The organism is Pseudomonas sp. P5_109 (assembly GCF_034009455.1).
In the GTDB taxonomy this organism is placed as follows: Bacteria; Pseudomonadota; Gammaproteobacteria; order Pseudomonadales; family Pseudomonadaceae; genus Aquipseudomonas.
On record NZ_CP125380.1, the window covers coordinates 2,819,237 to 2,838,475 of the forward strand.

The 19,239-nt window shown below is 62.8% G+C and carries 18 protein-coding genes; 14 read left to right on the plus strand and 4 right to left on the minus strand.

Annotation, left to right across the window (positions count from 1 at the left end; translation table 11 throughout):
• Positions 1 to 8 precede the first annotated feature (8 nt).
• The 5 genes from QMK54_RS12835 to QMK54_RS12855 all read left to right on the plus strand — a co-directional run bounded on the left by QMK54_RS12835 (position 9) and on the right by QMK54_RS12855 (position 6,104).
• Positions 9 to 683 (plus strand): DUF1028 domain-containing protein, encoded by a 675-nt coding sequence (locus QMK54_RS12835; RefSeq protein ID WP_218504179.1) that lies wholly within the window; start codon positions 9 to 11, stop codon positions 681 to 683.
• Positions 676 to 1,845 carry an acetylornithine deacetylase gene (argE, locus tag QMK54_RS12840; RefSeq protein ID WP_223595896.1) on the plus strand — a complete coding sequence of 390 codons (1,170 nt, stop codon included), beginning with the start codon at positions 676 to 678 and terminating at the stop codon, positions 1,843 to 1,845. The genes QMK54_RS12835 and argE overlap by 8 nt, the downstream gene beginning before the upstream one ends.
• Before the next feature lie 34 nt (positions 1,846 to 1,879).
• Positions 1,880 to 2,920 carry an ABC transporter substrate-binding protein gene (locus QMK54_RS12845; protein WP_320402640.1) on the plus strand — a complete coding sequence of 347 codons (1,041 nt, stop codon included), beginning with the start codon at positions 1,880 to 1,882 and terminating at the stop codon, positions 2,918 to 2,920.
• A gap of 595 nt (positions 2,921 to 3,515) precedes the next feature.
• On the plus strand, positions 3,516 to 4,931 hold the full coding sequence (locus QMK54_RS12850; RefSeq protein WP_110661956.1) for a purine-cytosine permease family protein: 1,416 nt from the start codon (positions 3,516 to 3,518) through the stop codon (positions 4,929 to 4,931).
• A 123-nt stretch (positions 4,932 to 5,054) separates the two neighbouring features.
• Entirely contained in the window at positions 5,055 to 6,104 is a 1,050-nt protein-coding gene (locus QMK54_RS12855) for a GGDEF domain-containing protein (protein WP_223595893.1), read from the plus strand.
• Between the two features lie 175 nt (positions 6,105 to 6,279).
• Here QMK54_RS12855 and QMK54_RS12860 read toward each other — a convergent pair whose 3' ends face one another.
• The 4 genes from QMK54_RS12860 to QMK54_RS12875 all read right to left on the minus strand — a co-directional run bounded on the left by QMK54_RS12860 (position 6,280) and on the right by QMK54_RS12875 (position 10,427).
• Positions 6,280 to 6,639 carry a cupin domain-containing protein gene (locus tag QMK54_RS12860; protein ID WP_110661954.1) on the minus strand — a complete coding sequence of 120 codons (360 nt, stop codon included), beginning with the start codon at positions 6,637 to 6,639 and terminating at the stop codon, positions 6,280 to 6,282.
• 13 nt (positions 6,640 to 6,652) lie between these two features.
• The gene (locus tag QMK54_RS12865; protein ID WP_320402641.1) at positions 6,653 to 8,050 is read right to left on the minus strand and encodes an FAD-dependent oxidoreductase; all 1,398 of its coding nucleotides are present in this window, start codon (positions 8,048 to 8,050) and stop codon (positions 6,653 to 6,655) included.
• Between the two features lie 69 nt (positions 8,051 to 8,119).
• Entirely contained in the window at positions 8,120 to 9,394 is a 1,275-nt protein-coding gene (locus tag QMK54_RS12870) for a glycosyltransferase (protein WP_320402642.1), read from the minus strand.
• A gap of 100 nt (positions 9,395 to 9,494) precedes the next feature.
• The gene (locus QMK54_RS12875; RefSeq protein ID WP_110661261.1) at positions 9,495 to 10,427 is read right to left on the minus strand and encodes a GntR family transcriptional regulator; all 933 of its coding nucleotides are present in this window, start codon (positions 10,425 to 10,427) and stop codon (positions 9,495 to 9,497) included.
• A gap of 199 nt (positions 10,428 to 10,626) precedes the next feature.
• On the opposite strand from QMK54_RS12875, the gene QMK54_RS12880 reads away from it, so the two are divergent.
• The 9 genes from QMK54_RS12880 to QMK54_RS12920 all read left to right on the plus strand — a co-directional run bounded on the left by QMK54_RS12880 (position 10,627) and on the right by QMK54_RS12920 (position 19,217).
• Entirely contained in the window at positions 10,627 to 11,682 is a 1,056-nt protein-coding gene (locus QMK54_RS12880) for a spermidine/putrescine ABC transporter substrate-binding protein (protein ID WP_160385385.1), read from the plus strand.
• 82 nt (positions 11,683 to 11,764) lie between these two features.
• Complete coding sequence (locus QMK54_RS12885; protein ID WP_110661263.1) at positions 11,765 to 12,625, plus strand: ABC transporter permease; 861 nt, start codon at positions 11,765 to 11,767, stop codon at positions 12,623 to 12,625.
• On the plus strand, positions 12,622 to 13,428 hold the full coding sequence (locus tag QMK54_RS12890) for an ABC transporter permease (RefSeq protein WP_110661264.1): 807 nt from the start codon (positions 12,622 to 12,624) through the stop codon (positions 13,426 to 13,428). The genes QMK54_RS12885 and QMK54_RS12890 overlap by 4 nt, the downstream gene beginning before the upstream one ends.
• Positions 13,421 to 14,500, plus strand: a complete 1,080-nt coding sequence (locus QMK54_RS12895) for an ABC transporter ATP-binding protein (protein WP_320402643.1) — start codon at positions 13,421 to 13,423, stop codon at positions 14,498 to 14,500. Before QMK54_RS12890 ends, QMK54_RS12895 begins: the two co-directional genes overlap by 8 nt.
• 32 nt (positions 14,501 to 14,532) lie before the next feature.
• A complete protein-coding gene (locus QMK54_RS12900; RefSeq protein WP_320402644.1) occupies positions 14,533 to 15,816 on the plus strand; it encodes a glycosyltransferase in 1,284 nt (427 codons plus the stop codon).
• Positions 15,809 to 16,177: a cupin domain-containing protein gene (locus QMK54_RS12905; RefSeq protein WP_110661545.1), complete on the plus strand. Its 369-nt coding sequence runs from the start codon at positions 15,809 to 15,811 to the stop codon at positions 16,175 to 16,177. Before QMK54_RS12900 ends, QMK54_RS12905 begins: the two co-directional genes overlap by 8 nt.
• A gap of 127 nt (positions 16,178 to 16,304) precedes the next feature.
• Positions 16,305 to 16,649, plus strand: coding sequence for a cupin domain-containing protein (locus QMK54_RS12910; RefSeq protein ID WP_110661547.1), 345 nt, complete (start codon positions 16,305 to 16,307; stop codon positions 16,647 to 16,649).
• 5 nt (positions 16,650 to 16,654) lie between these two features.
• Entirely contained in the window at positions 16,655 to 17,728 is a 1,074-nt protein-coding gene (locus QMK54_RS12915; RefSeq protein ID WP_320402645.1) for an aminoglycoside phosphotransferase family protein, read from the plus strand.
• Positions 17,709 to 19,217, plus strand: coding sequence for an aldehyde dehydrogenase family protein (locus QMK54_RS12920; protein ID WP_320402646.1), 1,509 nt, complete (start codon positions 17,709 to 17,711; stop codon positions 19,215 to 19,217). The genes QMK54_RS12915 and QMK54_RS12920 overlap by 20 nt, the downstream gene beginning before the upstream one ends.
• Positions 19,218 to 19,239: the final 22 nt, after the last annotated feature.

Here is a 19,239-nt window from a genome sequence, read left to right on the forward strand (position 1 = left end):
AATTCGCCATGACTTTTTCCATCGTGGGTCGCTGCGCCGAGACCGGCCAGTTGGGCATTGCCATCAGTTCTTCGAGCATTGCCGTCGGTGCGCGCTGCCCGTGGCTGCGTGCCGGTGTCGGCGCGGTGTCGAGCCAGAACATCACGCTGCCGGCCCTTGGCCCGCAGATCCTCGATGAACTGGCCAACGGCTCGGCGCCGCCCCAGGCGCTGGACCACTCTTTGACCCGCAACGGCTACAGCCAGTATCGCCAGGTCGCGGTGGTCGATGCCCAGGGGCGCACGGCGGTGTTCAGCGGCAACCATGCGCTGGGAATCAACAATGCCGTGGCCGGTGACCAATGCGTGGCGGCCGGCAACCTGCTGGCCAACAGTGGGGTGATCGAGGCGATGGTCGCGGCGTTCGAAAACAGCGAAGGCTGCCTCGCCACCCGACTGATGAACGCCTTGCAGGCCGGGCAGGATGCCGGCGGCGAAGCGGGCGCGGTGCACTCGGCGGCGCTGTCGGTGGTCGGTGACCTGACCTGGCCGATTGTCGACCTGCGGGTGGATTGGGCCGATGAAAACCCGATTGGCGAGCTGGGCAAACTGTGGACGGCCTACGAGCCGCAACTTCAGGATTATCTGACCCGCGCCCTCAATCCGACCCTGGCCCCCGCGTATGGAGTGCCCGGCGATGAGTGAGTTGCGCAGCCGCGCCATGCTCGCGCGGTTGATCGGGTTCGCCACGGTCAGCCGCGACTCGAACCTTGAGTTGATCGAGTTCGTGCGCGACTACCTGCGCGAGCTGGGCGTGGATTGCGAACTGATCTACAACGCCGAGCGGACCAAGGCCAATCTGTTGGCCTCGGTCGGCCCGAGCGTGGCCGGCGGCATCGTGCTGTCCGGTCACACCGACGTGGTGCCGGTGGACGGTCAGGCGTGGACGGTCGAGCCGTTCTGCCTGAGCGAGGCGGGCGGCAAGCTGTATGGGCGCGGCACCGCGGACATGAAAGGTTATCTGGCCTCGGTGCTGGCGGCGGTGCCGATGTTTCTCGCCAGCCCCTTGAAGCGCCCGGTGCATTTGGCGTTTTCCTATGACGAAGAGGTCGGTTGCCTCGGCGTGCGCGGCTTGCTCGAAGTGCTGCCGCAACGCATCCCGGCACCGGCCTTGTGCCTGATCGGCGAGCCGACCGAACTCAAGCCGGTGCTCGGCCACAAGGGCAAGCTGGCGATGCGTTGCCACGTGCGCGGCGCGGCCTGTCATTCGGCCTACGCGCCTTATGGGGTCAATGCCATCGAGCAGGCCGCGCGCCTGATCGGCCGGCTGGGTGACATCGGCACCACCCTGGCGCGCCCGCAGTTGCACGACAAACGCTTCGATCCGGCGTTCTCCACCGTGCAGGTCGGGGTGATCCAGGGCGGTACGGCGCTGAACATCGTGCCCGCCGATTGCCGTTTCGATTTCGAGATCCGCGCCTTGCCGGACTTCGCCCCGCAAGTAGTCGTCGACGAGTTGCAGGACTACGCCGAGCAGACGTTGCTGCCGGCCATGCAGGCCGTGGACAGCGATACCGGCATCCGCTTTGAAAAAATCTCGGCCTATCCCGGCCTGGCGACACCGACCGACAGCGCCGCAGCCCGACTGATTGCCCAACTGTGCGGCAGCGACGAGTTCAGCACCGTGGCCTTTGGCACCGAAGGCGGGCTGTTCGACCAGGCCGGTATCCCGTCGGTGGTCTGCGGTCCCGGCAGCATGGACCAGGGGCACAAGCCCGATGAATTTGTCAGCGTCGAACAGATGGCGGCCTGTGACCGCCTGATGGATCGCCTGGCGGCTTACTTGAGTGAATCCGAACACCCATAACAACAACGGGCCACAAGGCCCGAGGAAGCGATCCATGTCCAGATCCTTGCGTTGCAGTGTTCCGTTTGCCCTGGCGTTGTTGAGTGCCAGTGCGTGGGCGGCCCCCCAGGACCTCACCGTGATTTCCTTCGGTGGCGCGACCAAACAGGCCCAGGATAAGGCCTATTTCCAGCCCTTCAACGCCAGCGGCGCGGGCAACATCATCGCCGGTGAGTACAACGGCGAGCTGTCGAAGATCAAGGCCATGGTTTCGGCCGGTCACACCAGTTGGGACGTGGTGGAAGTCGAAAGCCCCGAGTTGTTGCGCGGCTGCGAGGAAGGCCTGTTCGAGAAGCTCGACGCGGGGCGCTTCGGTGATGCGGCGAACTTCGTGCCCGGTGCGCTGACCGAATGCGGGGTGGCCACTTACGTCTGGTCGATGGTCATGGCCTTTGACCAGAGCAAGCAGGCCAAGGCGCCGCAGTCCTGGGCGGACTTCTGGAACGTCGCCGACTTCCCGGGCAAGCGTGGTTTGCGCAAGAGTGCCAAGTACACCCTGGAAATCGCCTTGCTGGCTGACGGCGTCAAGGCGGATGACATCTACAAGGTCCTGAACACGCCCCAAGGCGTGACGCGGGCCTTTGCCAAGCTCGACCAGATCAAGCCGAACATCCAGTGGTGGGAGGCGGGCGCCCAGCCGGCGCAATGGCTGGTGGCCGGCGACGTGGTGATGAGCGCGGCCTACAACGGCCGGATCGCCTCGGCGCAGAAGGAAGGCATGAAGCTGAGCATCGTCTGGCCGCAGAGCCTGTACGACCCGGAATACTGGGCGGTGGTCAAGGGCACGCCGAACAAGGCGCTGGCGGAAAACTTCATCGCGTTTGCCAGTCAGCCGCAGAGGCAAAAAGTCTTCTCGGAAAACATCCCTTACGGGCCTGTGCATCGCCAGACCCTGCCATTGCTGCCCAAAGCCGTGCAGGAGCAACTGCCGACCGCCGAAGCCAACCTGGCCGGCGCCCGAGCGGTGGATGCGGAGTTCTGGGTCGACCACGGCGAAGAGCTCGAACAGCGCTTCAATGCCTGGGCTGCGCGATAACTCAGCCAACACACACACCCTTGTGGGAGCGGGCTTGCTCGCGAAGAGGCCATCAGGTCCAACATTGAAGTGCCTGACAAACGCAGAACCCTGTAGGAGCGGGCTTGCTCGCGATGAGGCCCTCAGATCCAACATCTTCGTTGGCTGACCCACCGCCATCGCGGGCAAGCTCCTACAGGTTTCTCGGTTGTTCGCAAAATTTGTGGTCAACCCTTTACCCCTGTGGGAGCGGGCTTGCTCGCGAAGAGGCCATCAGGTCCAACATTGAAGTGCCTGACAAACGCAGAACCCTGTAGGAGCGGGCTTGCTCGCGATGAGGCCATCAGATCCAGCATCTTCGTTGGCTGACACACCGCCATCGCGGGCAAGCCCGCTCCTACAGGGGTTTTGTCTTTGGCTTGATTTTGTCTTTAATTGGTTTTTCCTGCTGATAAATAGCCATTACCGCGCAATATTTTTTAACGTTTAAAGGCACAAATTAACTAATTTTCCTCCCGCTGCTCTTTGTCCATGATCGCCTCCTACAAGAAATGCGCCGTTCCGTCCGCGCACACCGAAGTACGAACACGTACTCATCCTTGCTTTGGAGTTCGTCATGTCCACCACCGCTTCATCCGCCCCGCTCATCGAGAAACACACGATCGGGTACGTCCCCCCTGAGGATCGCCACGGAAAGGTCAAAGATCTGTTCACCCTGTGGTTCGGCGGCAACATCGCACCACTGCCCATCGTCACCGGCGCGCTCGGCGTGCAGTTGTTCCACCTGAACCTGGTCTGGGGCATTGTCGCGATCATCGTCGGCCACCTGGTCGGCGGAGTGCTGATGGCGCTGCACTCGGCGCAGGGCCCGCAGATGGGCATTCCGCAGATGATCCAGAGCCGCGCGCAGTTCGGTTCGTTGGGTGCGTTGCTGGTGGTGGTGATTGCCGGCGTGATGTACATCGGCTTCTTCGCTTCCAACATCGTCCTCGCCGGCAAGTCGCTGCATGGCGTGGTCGAGAGCGTGCCGGTGTCGGTCGGCATCGTCCTCGGCGGGCTCGGATCGGGGATCATCGGCATCATTGGCTACCGCTTCATCCACGTGCTCAATCGCATCGGCACCTGGGTGCTGGGGCTGGGCATCGTGCTGGGCTTCGGCTACATCCTGACCCATGTGCAGACCGACGACTTCCTCACCCGTGGCAGTTTCAACATTTCCGGCTGGCTGGCCACGGTGTCGCTGGCGGCACTCTGGCAGATCGCATTCGCGCCCTACGTGTCCGACTATTCGCGCTACCTGCCCAAGGACGTGAAAGTCAGTTCGACCTTCTGGGCGACTTACCTCGGCTCGTCGCTGGGTTCGATCCTGTCCTTTGTGTTCGGCGCTGTCGCCGTGTTGGCAACGCCGGTGGGCATGGACACCATGGACGCCGTGAAGTTGGCCACCGGTGCCATCGGCCCGTTGATGCTGGTGCTGTTCCTGCTCAGCGTGATCAGCCACAACGCGTTGAACCTGTATGGCTCCGTGCTCTCGGTGATCACCCTGCTGCAAACCTTCGCCCACCGCTGGATTCCGACGGCACAGAGCCGGGCGGTGCTGTCGCTGATCATCCTCGCCGGTTGCTGCGTGGCGGCCATCGGTGCCTCGGCGGATTTCATCGGGCATTTCGTCGACCTGGTGCTGGCGTTGCTGGTGGTGCTGGTGCCGTGGACAGCGATCAACCTCATCGACTTCTACGCGATTCACAAGGGCGACTACGACATCGCCTCGATCTTCCGCGTCGACGGCGGCATCTATGGCCGCTTCAACCCGCAGGCACTGCTGGCCTATGCCATCGGCATCGTGGTGCAGATCCCGTTCATGAACACGCCGATCTACACCGGTCCCGTGGCGGTGCATATCGACGGTGCGGACCTGTCGTGGCTGGTCGGCCTGATCGTGACCACGCCGCTGTACTACTGGCTGGCGAACCGTGACACGGCTTACCGTCGCCGGCAGAACATGGCAGGTGTGATGACGGGCAACATGTAATGACGGTTGGAACAGGCGTACCGCGTTGAAAGGATTGTGTAATTGGCGATAGCTGTTTTTCGGGCGTATGGCTATGCTCAGCGAGTTTGCCAAACGCCAATGATAAACAACCACAGTGAAGCCATGAGCCAATCAGACACGCGTGCGACTGTTCTAGCGCTGTATCCAGAAGACTCCCGCGAGGCGGCGGCATTGCTCAAGCAGGCAGTGCCGCTGATGGTTCGTCACAACATTCCGCCCAACCCGGTGCACTACGCGCTCTGGTACACCTACAGCAAAGGCCAGGAGCCGGAGCTCAACCGGCACCTGGACCGGGTGGTCAACGACTTCGATTACTTCCCGCCGGAGTCCGCCACCAAGCTGTTTCGCGAGTACATCATCCGCGATGAGCTGGCGGACGCCCGTTCCGGACAGCAGGACGCGATCAACCTGGTCGACGACATGGAGCGCGATGTTTCGCGCAGCGTGAAGGGCAACCAGAATTTCCAGGCCAGCCTCGGCCAATACCTGCAAATGCTCGAAGAACCGGCCAGCGAACGCTTGCCGAGCATCCTGATCCAGCTGCAACAGAGCACCCAGCTGATGCAGAGTCAGCAGGAGCACTTCCTCTCCCAGTTGCAGTCCGCGCAGCATGAGATCAAAAGCCTGCGCGACAAGCTGGAGCGCGCCCAGTTGGCGGCGACCCTCGATGGCCTGACCGAATTGCTCAACCGCAGCACCTTCAACCGCAAGCTTGAGCAGGCGATGAACAGCGCGCCAGCAGGCGTGGCGCTGGTGATGCTGGATATCGACCACTTCAAGCAATTCAACGACCAGTACGGCCATCCCCTGGGCGACCGCGTGCTTCAGCATGTCGCCCAGGTGCTGCGCGATTCGCTGCCCGGCGAAGCGTTCGCGGCGCGTTATGGCGGAGAAGAGTTTTGCGTGGTGCTCAAGGATTGCCCGGACCTGGCGGCTGCCGGCGTTTTTGCCGAGCGCCTGCGCCTGAAAATCCAGTCGCTGCGGGTCAAGGCCCGGAGTACCGACACGGTGCTGGATACCATCACCGCGTCGTTCGGCGTGGCCCATGCCCAACCCGGCGACACCCCGGAAAGCCTGCTGACCCGCGCCGACGACGCGCTGTACCAGGCCAAGCGCAACGGGCGAAACCAGGTACGGCAAGTAACCACTTAAAGGACGAACCCCCCAGCCCCTGTGGCGAGGGAGCTTGCTCCCGCTGGGCTGCGCAGCGGCCCCAAAACCGGATCAATCAGGTAGCACCGAGCAAACAGGGTTTGCGACTGCTGCGCAGCCGAACGGGAGCAAGCTCCCTCGCCACGGGTTGTTTGTTGCTCATTCCATCCGCCGTTTAGCCGAGGATGAAGTAGACCTTGCGCACCGTGGTGAGGTTTTCCCAGGTGCCATTGAATCCGCTGGCGACCACGAAGGAATCACCGGGGCCGAACGTGCGCGCGACGCCCTCGGCATCGGTCAGGCGCACTGTGCCTTCGAGAATGTGACACAGCTCATCGTAATCGCACTGGCAACGCTCGCGGTGCGGTCCCGCCTCCCAGATGCCGGCCACGGCGTTTTTCTCAGGCGCCACGAAGTGCCGCCAACTCTTGCTGCGATAAGGCGCGTCGACCACGGCCGGGTCGTTGATTTCGGTTTCACGGGGGACAAGGTCACTGGCGAAGTCGATGACGTGCCGGGGCAGGGCTGTGGACATGGTGGTCTCCGGATCAGGAATCGAAGCCGATGCCGAAGGCATCGAAGGTCTTGAGCAGCAGGTCGCGGTGACCGTCGCGGTCTTCGCGCGCCAGTGAGCGTTGGGCCAGTTTCACGCCGACATAACGCAAGGGTTCGGGCGGAAAGCGGAAGGGCGCCTTGGAGGTCATCAGCAGCTCGGTACGCTCGGTGCGCTCGCCGGCCAACAGGTCGAGCATGTTCAACGCGGCGAAGCGGCTGGCGGACACCCCTTGCCCGGTGAAGCCCAGGGCATAGGCGACGCGGCCCTGGTGCTCGCAACCGGTGAACATCGTGGTGCGTGCGGAGGTGTCGATGATGCCGCCCCAGGCATGGCTGAAGCGCACATCGCGCAGGGCCGGGAAGGTCTGCTGAAACTGCTCGGCCAGGCGCTGAAAGCTTTGTGGGCGCTGGGTCAGGGCCTCGTCGCGGCGTCCGCCGAAATGGTAGATGGCGTCATAACCGGCCCAGAGAATGCGGTTGTCGGCGGTCTTGCGCAGATAGTGGAACTGGTTTCCGGCGTCGGCGATGCCGTAGCGGCCGGTCCAGCCGATGGCTGCCAGTTGTGCATCGCGCAGTGGCTCCGTGACCAGTGAGTAGTCATAGACCGGGATCACGCTCGATGCCAGATGACCGAGCAGCGGCGGGGCGATGTTGGTGGCGAGGGCGATCTGCCCGGCGATGATTTCGCCATTGGCTGTGCGCAGGCGCACGTTGTCCTTGTCCGCATCCAGTTGCACAACAGGGCTGTTTTCGAACAGTTGAATCCCTTGTTCCAGGCAAACGCGGCGCAGTTCAGCGGCCATTTTTGCCGGGTTGAGCAAGGCGTAGTTGGGTTCGAACAAGCCGGCCGCATAGGTCGGGGAGTCGAGTTTCTCTGCCAGTTCCTTGCCTTCGAGCCACTGGCAATCGATGCCGAAGCGGGCATAGTTGCGTTGCATCGAGCGCAGCCCATCGACCTGCCACGGCCGGGCCGCGACGTTGAGTTTGCCCTGGCGTTCGAACTCGACCTGCATGCCGAAACGATCGAGGTCGGCGGCCAGCTCATCGAGGTTCTGCCGGCCCAGGCGAATCAACTGCTGCGCTTCATCCGGCCAGCGCTTGAGCGCGTTGGATACCCCATGGGAGATGCTCGGCGCGCAGAAACCGCCGTTGCGTCCGCTGGCCTCACCGCCGCAACGGCGCGCCTCGATGATCGCGATGCTCATGCCCGGGTTGCGCTGGCGTGCTAGCAGCGCCGTCCACAATCCGGTGAATCCGCCGCCGACCACCGCCAGGTCGCATTGCACAGTGCCGGTGACGGACGGTGCGGCAGGCGGTGGGGTGACGGTGTCCTGCCAGAAGGGATGGGGCAGGACATGGTCAAGCGCATCGAGATGCGATGGGGCATTCATGCTGAAACTCCGGCGTGTGTCGGGCAGCGACGATGGCGTTCGCTTGCCCGATGGTTTTTGTTGTTTTGGCTAGAGGTCGAGAATGGCGCGGGCGGCAATCTCGGTGCCGCGGGTCGCCTGCATGCGCTCGCTGAACGCGGTGAGGCGTTGTTTCATCGCCTGGTCGGCCAGCAGCTGTTCAAGCGCGGCGGGCAGCGCGGCCACGGGATCGGCAAAGCGCGGCAGGTAGCGGCCGACGCCGACTTCCTCGGCGCGGGCGGCGTTGTCGTGACCGTCCCAGCAATAGGGAATGATCAGCGACGGCAGGCCGAAATACAGCGCTTCGCAGAAGCTGTTGTTGCCGCCGTGGTGGATGAACACATCGCACTCCTTGAGCACCGCCGGCTGGGCAAACCAGCTGTCCAGGTACACGTTGTCCGGCACGGTGGTGTACATGTCGCGGTAGGCGCCGACGTTGACCAGGAAGCGATAAGGCAAGGTTTCGATCGTGCTGATCAGGCGCTTCATCATCCCGGTGTCGGCGGCGCCGAGGCTGCCGAAGCTGAGATAGATCAGCGGCGCGTCGTTGTGCCGAGGAAAGTCCGGGACGATGTACGGCGCTTCGCGGCGCACACAACCGTCGAGGTAGACGTAGCGCTGCGGGTCCAGCGGTTGCTGGCGTTCATAGCGCACCGGTGTCGGCGACAGCAGCAGGTTCAGCCACGGCGAATCGGTGAGGAATTGTCCCGGTGGGCACGGCGCGGTGCCGTTACTCAGGAGAAACTGCGAAAAGCGTTCATGGGCCGGTGCGATAGCCTTGAGGTACTGCTCGGTGTAACCCTCGCAGGCCTGGGGGTCACTGGCCAGGCACCCGGACAGGTACGGCGGAACGGCGGCATCCGGCAGTTCGGTTTCGGCGCAGGACACCACTCGCACCCACGGGCAGCCGGCGTTGGCGATGGCCGGGAACATCACCACGTTGTCGAGCACGATCACGTCCGGCTTCAAGCGGCTGAGCAACTGCTGCAGCGGCTTTTCCGACTCGATGGCGGTGTCGATGATCGCTTCCCAGGCCGGCGCCACGTAGCTGTCGATCTGTGCCAGCGGGGTCTGGTCGAAGTACGGGATGCTGCGCTCGATGAAGCGCTCCCAGTAGTGCTGGTGTTCCGCCGCCGACAACGGGCTCACTTGCGGAATCGGGTATTCGTCGAAACCGTATTCGGCGAACAGCCCCTGGAAATGCTCATGACAGATGAACACCGGCTTGGCGCCCAGTTCACGCAGCGACTGAGCGATACCAATGCAGTTCAAGGCCGCGCCGAAACTGGCTTCCGGAAACAGGGCGATCAGTTTTTGTTTTTGCATGGCGAGGGACTGTCCATGGCGGGTCAGACCCGCCGCTCCTGAAGGTGTTTTTGATGCTGTCTTATTTTCAAAAAAAAATCATCATGTTTTTTCGAATCGGTTAGCGACGCCCGAACAGATGACTTTGCGGGATGCCACGGTTGGCGGTTTGCGGGCGTTGCGCGGCGCTCAGGCGCAGGTGCAGGCGCAGCAGGTCGGCGGCGATCTCCATCTGCCCACGCTCGATCTGCGCAATGATCTGCAGGTGCTCGCGCAGGGCTTCCTGCAGGCGGTGCACGCTCACCGACGGCAGCAGGTTCGGCAGGCGGCGCAAGCCTTGGTGCTGGAGCAGGGCGTCGCTGATGAAGCGGTTGCCGCAGCTCTGGGCCAGCAGTTCGTGGAAGCTGATGTCCAGCTCGCGAAACTGCTGCAGATCGAAGTCTTCCACGGGGCGGGCGAGCAGGCTTTGCATGGCGCTGCGCAACAGTGCCAGGCGTTGCGGGTCGGCATTGAAGCTCGGGCTGAGCAGGGCTTCGGGCTCGAGGATCAGGCGGAATTTCAGGCTTTCTTCGAGGGCTGCGAGGCTGTTCAGCGACGGGCGAAACAGCCAGGACTGGCCGGGGCCGCGCTCGATGGCCTGGCTTTCGCTCAATTGCTGCAGGGCTTTTTGCGCCGCCGGCCGGCCGATGTCGTAGCGGCGCATCAGTTCGCTGATGCTGATGCTGTCGCCCAGGCGCCCGGCCATGCGGTCGCGCAGAACCGAGGCGGCCAGTTCTTCTTCCTCGGCTTGCGGCAAGGCGGCGTTGAATGCCGAGCCAGCCGGGGATGCCAACAGGGTGTAACCCTTGCCGGCCTCATGGCTCAGTAGATTCTCTTCCAGCAGCACTTTCAGTGCACCGCGAATCAGCGTGCGCGAGACCTGGAACGTGCGGGCCAGGGCCTGTTCGGCCACCGGATCGCCGGCCACCAGGCCGCTTTCCTGGGTGTGCTCGAGGATGCGCCGGGCCAGTTCGAGGTGATTGGTGCGCGGTTTTTTTTCGGCTGTCGTGCTCAAGCGTCTTTTCTCGTTGTGAACCGCTGTGGGACTCAGTTGCTCATCTTATGTCATGCGCCGGTTGGACGTCAGGCCGGAAAAAATGCGTTGACATCTTTTGATACTGGTCCTAATTTCTAAAAAAAAACACCAGCAATCGTTTCTCGTTTTGCCGTACTGCCTTCGAACACAACAATAAACAATCGTCGGGTGAGTATTTATGAGCAAGCTGAATGATCTTCTGTGCGCGGGATTGGCCGTTTCCCTGGCGATCGCCTCACAGGCTGCAAGTGCAAAAGACATGGTGATTTCCATCTGGGACGGCTACATGGCCCCGGATGCGCTGGAGAAGTTCAAGGCTGCCAGCGGTGTGGACGTCGACAAGGCGCTGCACGCCACCAACGAAGAAATCATGGGCAAGCTGATGGCGTCCGGTGGTGAAGGTTACGACGTGGTGTTCGTCTCCTCGCCGTTCGCCGAAGTCCTGCACAAGCAGGGGCTGCTGGCGGACATCGATCCGGTCAAGGTCCCCAACCTGAAAAACCTCTACCCCGAAGCCACGCACCTGGAATATGACCAGGGCAACCGGTTCTCTGTGCCTTACACCTGGGGCACCACCGGCATCTGCTACCGCTCCGACAAGGTGACGCCGGCGCCGCAGAGCTGGAACGAGCTGCTCAATCCGAGCGATGCCCTCAAGGGCAAGGTGACGATGCTGGCCACCGACCGCTGGATGCTCGGCGCCGGTTTCCTCGCCAAGGGCTGGTCGGTCAACGACAGCGACCCTGCGCAAATCGCCGCCGTTCGCGACCAGTTGATTGCCACCAAAAAACGCATTCTGGCCTTCGACGACACCACCTTCTATTCCAAGCTGGCCTCTGGCGAATCACTGATGGCCCACGCCTGGGACGGCTGGTGCAACTACGGCACGCAAGCCAACGCGGCGATCAAGTTCGTGGTGCCCAAGGAAGGTTCCGACCTATGGGTCGACACCATGGTCGTGCTCAAGAGTTCCAAGCACCAGGACGAAGCCTTCAAATTCGTCAACTTCATGCTGGCCAAGGAAAACCACGTCTGGGTCGCTGAAAACATCCTCTACAAAATCCCCAACCAGGCGGCCATGGCCGGGCTGTCCGCAGACCTGCTCAAGCAATACCCCAACCTGACCATCGCCCCGAGCGAGCTGGTGAAGATGGAGCAATTGCGCGACCTCGGCGGCACCACGCAAAAGGCCTACACCCGCGCCGTCACCGAAATCATGGCGGCGCAGAACTAACGCCGCATCGATTCGAGGCATGCCCGGCATGCCTCGCCACGCTCGCAAGCCGCCTCTGTCCTGAGGCGGGAGGATAGGGTTAATGAGTGCTTTGCATGCTGACAGGCGTCTGTCGGCCTGGCTTCTTGCGCCCGGCTTTGGCTGGCTGCTGATGTTCCTGGTGATTCCGTGCCTGCTGGTGCTGGTCTACAGCTTCGTCGAACGCGGTGCCTATGGCGGCATCGACTGGTTGTTCACCTGGGAAAACTACCAGCGCGCATTCGATCCGCTGTACCTGGGCATCCTGCTCAAGTCGGCGAAGATCGCCGGGCTGGCCACGCTGTTCGCGGTGCTGATCGGTTACCCGGCGGCCTATGCGATTGCCCGGGCGCCACGGCGGCGTCAGGCGGTGTATCTGTTTTTGGTGATGCTGCCGTTCTGGAGCAACTACCTGATCCGCACCTACGCCTGGATCGTCCTGCTCAACCGCGAAGGCCTGATCAACCGCCTGCTGCAAGTGTTCGGCTACAGCGGCGAACCCATCAGCCTGCTGTACACCGAATCGTCCGTGGTGCTGGGGCTGGTCTACAACTACATCCCCTTCGTGATCCTGGCGATTTTCTCGTCGCTGTCGCGGATCAACAACGAACTCTGGGACGCCTCCAAAGACCTCGGCGCCTCAGGCTGGATGACCTTTCGCCGGATCATCCTGCCGCTGAGCGTGCCGGGTATCGCGGCGGGCGCGGTGTTTGTCTTCGTGCTGAGCATCGGCAACTTCATCACCGCCGACCTGTTGGGCGGCAAGCAGGTGCAGATGGTCGGCAACCTGATCTACTCGCAATTCCTCACGGCGCGGGACTGGCCGTTCGGCGCGGCGCTGAGCTTCTTCCTGATCGCGATCATGCTGATCCTGTTGTTCATCCAGGCCCTGGTGGCCCGTCGTGCAGAAGGGGCGCGCTCATGAGTCAGCCACGTTCTGTCAGCGCCACCGTGCTCGGTTCGCACCTGGGGCTGGTGTACGCCTTCCTTTATATACCGATCCTGGTGTTGATCCTGCTGTCGTTCAACAAGTCCGGTTTGCCCACCGCCTGGGGCGGCGTCTCGCTGAAATGGTACGCGGCGCTGGCGCACAACACGGCGATCCTGTCGGCGGCGCTCAACACCCTGATCGTTGCCTTGTCGGCGACCTTCATTGCCTGCGTGCTCGGCACCTTCCTGGCGCTGGGCATCGAGTTGCGCCGCAAGGACAACCACAAGGGCCAGGTGGTCGACACCTTGCTGATGGCGCCGATGATCATTCCCGACATCGTGCTGGCGATTGCGCTGCTGAGCTTTTTCAACCTGCTCAAGGTCGGCCTGGGGCTGCACTCGATTATCATCAGCCACGCCGTGTTCAACATCGCCTTCGTCTGCGCGGTGGTGCGCACGCGGCTCAAGCACTTCGACTATTCGATTCTCGAAGCCTCGATCGACCTCGGCGCGGGCTGGTTCACCACCTTGCGCCGGGTGCTGTTGCCGGTGATTTTCCCCGGCGTGCTGGCCGGTGGATTGCTGTCGTTCACCCTGTCGGTGGACGAATTCATCATCGCCTTTTTCAACTCCGGTTCCGGCCAGGCCTCGACCACGTTGCCCATGCAGATCTACGCCATGATCCGCTTCGGCGTCACCCCGGAAATCAATGCTCTGGCGACGCTGGTGATGCTGGTCAGCATCACCGCGCTGCTGGCTTCGCAGCGTCTCAACAAGGCTCCTCGCACCCATGAATAACTCATCCGCGGTACTGATCCTGGATAAGGTCAGCAAGTCTTATGGCAACGGTCTGGCGGTCAACGAGGTGTCGCTGAGCATCCGCGAGAACGAGTTCTTCGCGCTGCTCGGGCCGTCCGGCTGCGGCAAGACCACGCTGTTGCGCATGCTCGCCGGTTTCGAAACCCCCAGCGGTGGCTGCATCTATCTGGACGGCAACGACATCTCGCCGCTGCCGGCGAACAAGCGGCCGCTGAACCTGATGTTCCAGTCCTACGCGCTGTTCCCCAACATGACCGTGCGCAAGAACATTGCCTACGGCCTGGAGATGGAGCGCCTGCCGGAGAGCGAAATCCGCCGGCGGGTCGATGAAGTGCTGAGCACCGCGCAGCTGGGTGAACTGGCCGAACGCAAGCCCGATCAACTCTCCGGCGGCCAGCGTCAGCGGGTGGCGCTGGCCCGGGCCCTGGTCAAGCGACCACGGGTGTTGCTGCTCGACGAACCCTTGGGCGCCCTCGACAAGAAGCTGCGGGAAAAGATGCAGCTGGAACTCAAGCGCCTGCAACACGAGAGCGGCATCACCTTCATCATCGTCACCCACGACCAGGAAGAAGCCCTGGTGATGTCCGACCGCATGGCCGTGCTCGACGGCGGCAAGGTCTGCCAGTGCGGCAGCCCGACCGAGCTCTACGAAAACCCCAACAGCCGTTTTGTCGCCAACTTCATCGGCGTCAGCAACCTGCTCGAAGGCGTGCGCACCGGTCAACACTCGGTGCGGGTCAACGGCCAGGAACTGAGCGTGGAAACCGACGCGCCGCTGGTGAGCGGCCAGGCCGTTGCCGTGGTGGTGCGCCCCGAGCGCCTGCAAGTGCTGACGGAGCAGGGCGGCGAATGCGCCAATCAGGTCAGCGGCAAGATCGTCGAAGTCGCCTACCACGGCCTCGACACCAACCTGCACGTGCAGACTCCGCTCAGCGACAAACCGCTGATCGTGCGCGTGCCGTCCTCACAGTTCGAATTCGCCCATTTTGCAATCGACACGACCATCCGGCTGGGCTGGCAGGCCCGGCATGCCCGCGTATTGACACGCTGAACAATAAAAAGACCAGGCAGGAGCAGCACTCGATGAAACAGAAAGTGATCGCATTCTTTCCGGAAGCCGCCTACGGCCCGGCGCTGAACTCAGTGGGTATCGCCCAGGCCTGTGAAGCCCTGGGCCACAAGGCGGTGTTCCTCACCGACCCGGGCATGAGCGGTGTGTACGCCGGTTATGGTTTCGAAGAGCACATGGTCAACATGTCGGCGCCGATGCCGGCCGAGGAGATGGCCCGCTACTGGGTGGATTTCATCAACGGCCACATCCCGAACTTCCGCAAGTCGCCGCTCGAGCAGATCGACAACTACGTCAAGGAATGCTGGGCGGCCATTGTCGAAACCGCAAAGTGGGCACAAAAGGACCTGCCGGCGGTGCTGGACAAGGTCAAGCCCGACCTGATCTGCGTCGACAACGTGATCCTGTTTCCGGCGATCAAGCAGTACGGCAAGCCGTGGGTGCGGATCATTTCCTGCTCGGAAAACGAGATCGAAGACCCGGATATCCCGCCGCACCTGTCGGGCATGAGCATCGACGACAAGGCCGGCCACGCGCAATTCCGCCAGCGCTTTGAGGAAGTGGTCGGGCCGATCCACGAGGACTTCAACCAGTTCCTCCAGGCCCATGGCGAGCAGCCGTATCCGCTGGGCACGTTCTTTGAAACCTCGCCGTTCATGAACTTGCTGCTGTACCCGGATGCGGTCAAGTTCGACCGCCGCCATCCGTTGCCGGCCGAGCGTTTCCATTACCTGCAAGGCTGCGTGCGCCACGACACGCCGTACGAGATTCCGCGGTTCCGTGCGAACAACGACAAGCCGCTGCTGTACGCCAGCTTCGGCAGCCTCGGTTCCGGCGATGTCGAGCTGCTCAAGCGCCTGATCGAGGCGGTGGGCAAGCTGCCGTACCGGGCGCTGTTCAACGTCGGCGAGCACCTGGATGAGTACCCGGACCTGCCGGACAACGTGCAGATTTCCAACTGGTTCCCGCAGCCGTCGGTGATTGCCCAGGTCGACGCGGTGATCCACCACGGCGGCAACAACAGCTTCACCGAGTGCCTGTTCTTCGGCAAACCGGCGATCGTCATGTCCTACGTCTGGGACGGCCACGACAACGCCATGCGCGCTGAAGAAAGCGGCCACGGCTTCAAGCTCGACCGTTATGAGTGGAGCGAAGAACAGCTCGCAGAAAAACTCCACGCGTGCCTCAACGACGAGGCGATGCGCCAACGCCTGCAGCGCACCAGCGTGCAGATGCAATCCCGCAAGGGGCCGCAAGACGCGGCCGCGATTCTCGACAAGGTGCTCAACGATGCCTGATTCATCCACCACGGCGGGTATCACGCCGTACCTCGAAGCCGTCAGCAGCCGCACCGACCTGGTGGACTGGGGCGTGCAGAGCGACGCCGTCGAAGGCGTCTCGCATTCCAGCGGGCGCTTGCTGTTCAAGGGGCCGAACAACAGTCCTGAAACCGGATTGTGGGTGTGTACCCCTGGGCGCTGGCGGCTGTCGATTCCCCGGGACGAGTTGTGCCATTTCATCGCCGGGCACGCGACCTACCGCCATGACAACGGCGAAGTGATCGAGGTGCGCCCCAACACCCTGGTGCTGTTCCCGGCCGGATGGACGGGTGAATGCGACGTCCGCGAAACCCTGCGCAACGTTTACATGCTGGCCTGAACTTTGTAGGAGCCGACTTGCTGGCGATGGCGGTACGTCGGGCGACATATGTGTCGACAGTCCCGGCGCTATCGCCAGCAAGCCGGCTCCTACAGGTCCGAGAATGACAATTTACTGGAGAAAATAAATGACTACCCCGTTTCTGTACGACCCGCTGAGCATCACCGACGTCAAGGATTGGGGCGTGATCCCGACCATGCTTGAAGGCGAATCCCGTGTTTCCGGCGTGGTGCTGCACAAAGGCCCCGAAGGCCAGTCCGAATGCGGCATCTGGATCTGCACCCCCGGCAAGTGGTTCTGCCACGTCACCAGCGACGAGTTCTGCCACTTCCTCGAAGGTCGCTGCACTTACGTCCACGAGTCCGGTGAAGTGATCGAGATCAAGCCAGACACCGCCGCCTTCTTCCGCAAGGACTGGAAAGGCGTGTGTACCGTCCACGAGACCGTGAAAAAGGTCTACATGATCCGGTGACTGCCATGACAGATGCACTGGCGCAATTGCCAACCCGTGAGGACCAGCGCGCCGCCTTCCTGGCCCGCGCCGGTTTTGCCGGGGCCTTGCTGGTCGCCTTGCCGGCGGATGCTTCGACCCGGCGTTATTTCCGCCTGGACGGTGCCGGCCTGTTGCTGATGGATTCGCCGCCACACAGCGAACCCATCGGCCCGTTCGTGCGGATCGCCCGGCAGTTGCAGGGGCTGGGCCTGTCCGCGCCGGCCTTGCTGGAAGTGGACGAGGTGGCGGGGCTGGCGCTGATCGAGGATTTTGGTCACGACACCTACACCCGGCTGCTGCTGGCCGGGCATTCGGAGTCGGCGTTGTATCACCTGGCGGTCGATACGCTGGTGGCGTTGCATCGCGCAGCGCCCGCCGCGGAGCTGGCGCCTTACGACGAGCAGCGACTGGCGGCCGAGTACGCACTCTTTATTGATTGGTACGTGCCGCTGTTGATCGGCAAAGAGGCGGCACTGGCCCTGCGCGATGAGTATCTGGCGCTGTTCGCCGTTGCCTGCCTCGACGTCTCAAAACGTCGCGAAGCCCTGGTGCTGCGCGACTTTCATGTCGACAACCTGATGCTGCTGCAAGGCCGCGAAGGCGTCGCGGCCTGCGGCTTGCTGGATTTCCAGGACGCGCTGGCCGGGGCGGCGGCCTATGACTTGATGTCACTGCTCGAAGACGCCCGTCGTGATGTGCCGGAGGCGCTGCGGGTGGCCCTGATCAGCCATTACCTGTTGCAGCGCCCGGAGCTGGATGCGCCGGGTTTTCTCGAAGATTACCGGCGCCTGGCTGCCCAGCGTCACGCCAAGGTGCTGGGGATTTTCGTGCGCCTGGCCGGCCGGGACGGCAAGCACGGTTACCTGGCGCACTTGCCGCGCACCCTCGGTCTGTTTATCCGCGCCCTGGACGCCGAGGCCTTTGCGCCGCTGCGCCAGTGGCTTGACCGGCACGTGCCGGGCTGGCGTGCGGAACTGCCCGCCGAGACCCTGGCGACATTGCGTGAAACCCCTTATCGATTGGTTCAAGGATCATCCCATGGCCACGTTCAACACTGACATTGCATTGCGCTTCATCAATTCCGAGTTCCTGCCGCTGACCGATGGCCGCGTGCGCGAGGTGCTCGACCCGGCGACCCTGCAAGCGGTCGGGCAAGTCGGCGTGTGTGGCGATACCGATGTGCAAGCTGCCATCGACGCCGCCGCCGCCGCGCAAAAACAATGGCGCGTAGTGGATGCCAAAAGCCGCGCCGCGCGCCTGCATCAACTGGCCAATGCCATCGAACAGAACCTTGCCTGCAACCGTGAAGTGGCGCGCCTGATGACCCTGGAAATGGGCAAGCCGTTTCCCGAGGCCATGGGCGAGTTAGCCAACTGTGCGCCGATCTTTCGCTACTACGCGGAAATGGCCCGGGACGATGCCGGCAAGGTCGCCGGTACCACGCAGATCGGTTCCTTCCAGCATGTGCGCTACGAGCCCTATGGCGTCAGCGTGCACATCATGCCGTTCAATTTTCCGATCCTGCTGATGTGCTGGACGGTCGCCGCGTCGCTGGCGGCGGGCAATGCCTGCATCATCAAGCCGGCGGAAGCCACGACCCTGTGCACCCTCAAGTTCATGGAGCATTTCACCGCGCTGTTGCCGGGGCTGGTGTCCTGTGTGCCAGGCGATGCAGTCACCGCGCAGTTGCTGGTGCAGTCGGCGCAGACTCACGCGGTGGCCTTCACCGGCAGTGTCGCGGCGGGTAAAGCCGTGGCCGTGGCCTGCGCCGAACGGATGAAACCTTGTGTGATCGAGGCTGGTGGCAGCGATCCGCTGATCATCTCCAGGCACGCACCACTGGATGTCGCGGCGGCGGGTGCGGTGACGGCTGCGTTCCACCTCAGCGGGCAGATCTGCACGTCGGCCGAGCGCTTCTATGTCGTCGACGAGGTCCATGACGAATTTGTCGCCAGGTTCGCCGAGCGTGCCCGTGCCTTGCGCATCGGTCATGGCCTGGAGCGCTCGGAGATCGGGCCGATGGTCAGCGAGGCGGCGCGCAACAAGGTCATGCGCCTGGTCGACGACGCCGTGGCCAAGGGCGCGAAAGTGGTGTGTGGCGGACGGATTCCACCCGGGCACAACGTCGGCTGGTTCTATGAACCGACCATCCTCACCGGCGTGACCGGCGACATGGCGATTCTTCAGGAAGAGTGCTTCGGCCCGGTGGCGGCGATCTGCCGTGTCAGCGATTTCGACGAGGCGGTGCGGTTGGCCAATGACTCGCCGTTCGGCCTTGGCGCCTCGCTGTTTTCCACCGATCTGGCCGAAGCCATGGAGGCTGCCGAGCGTCTGGAAGCGGGGATGGTCTGGGTCAACAATCCGCTGATCGACAACGATGCGTTGCCGTTCGGTGGCTGGAAAATGTCCGGCCTTGGGCGCGAGCTCGGGCGTCAGGGGCTGGAAGCGTTTCGCCGCTCGAAAATGGTCATCATCGACCACCAGCCGAAAATCCAGGACTGGTGGTATCCGTATGCCGACGACGTTTTCTATCGCGATCCGGCCTGAAGCCGGGATGCACACAGGAGGA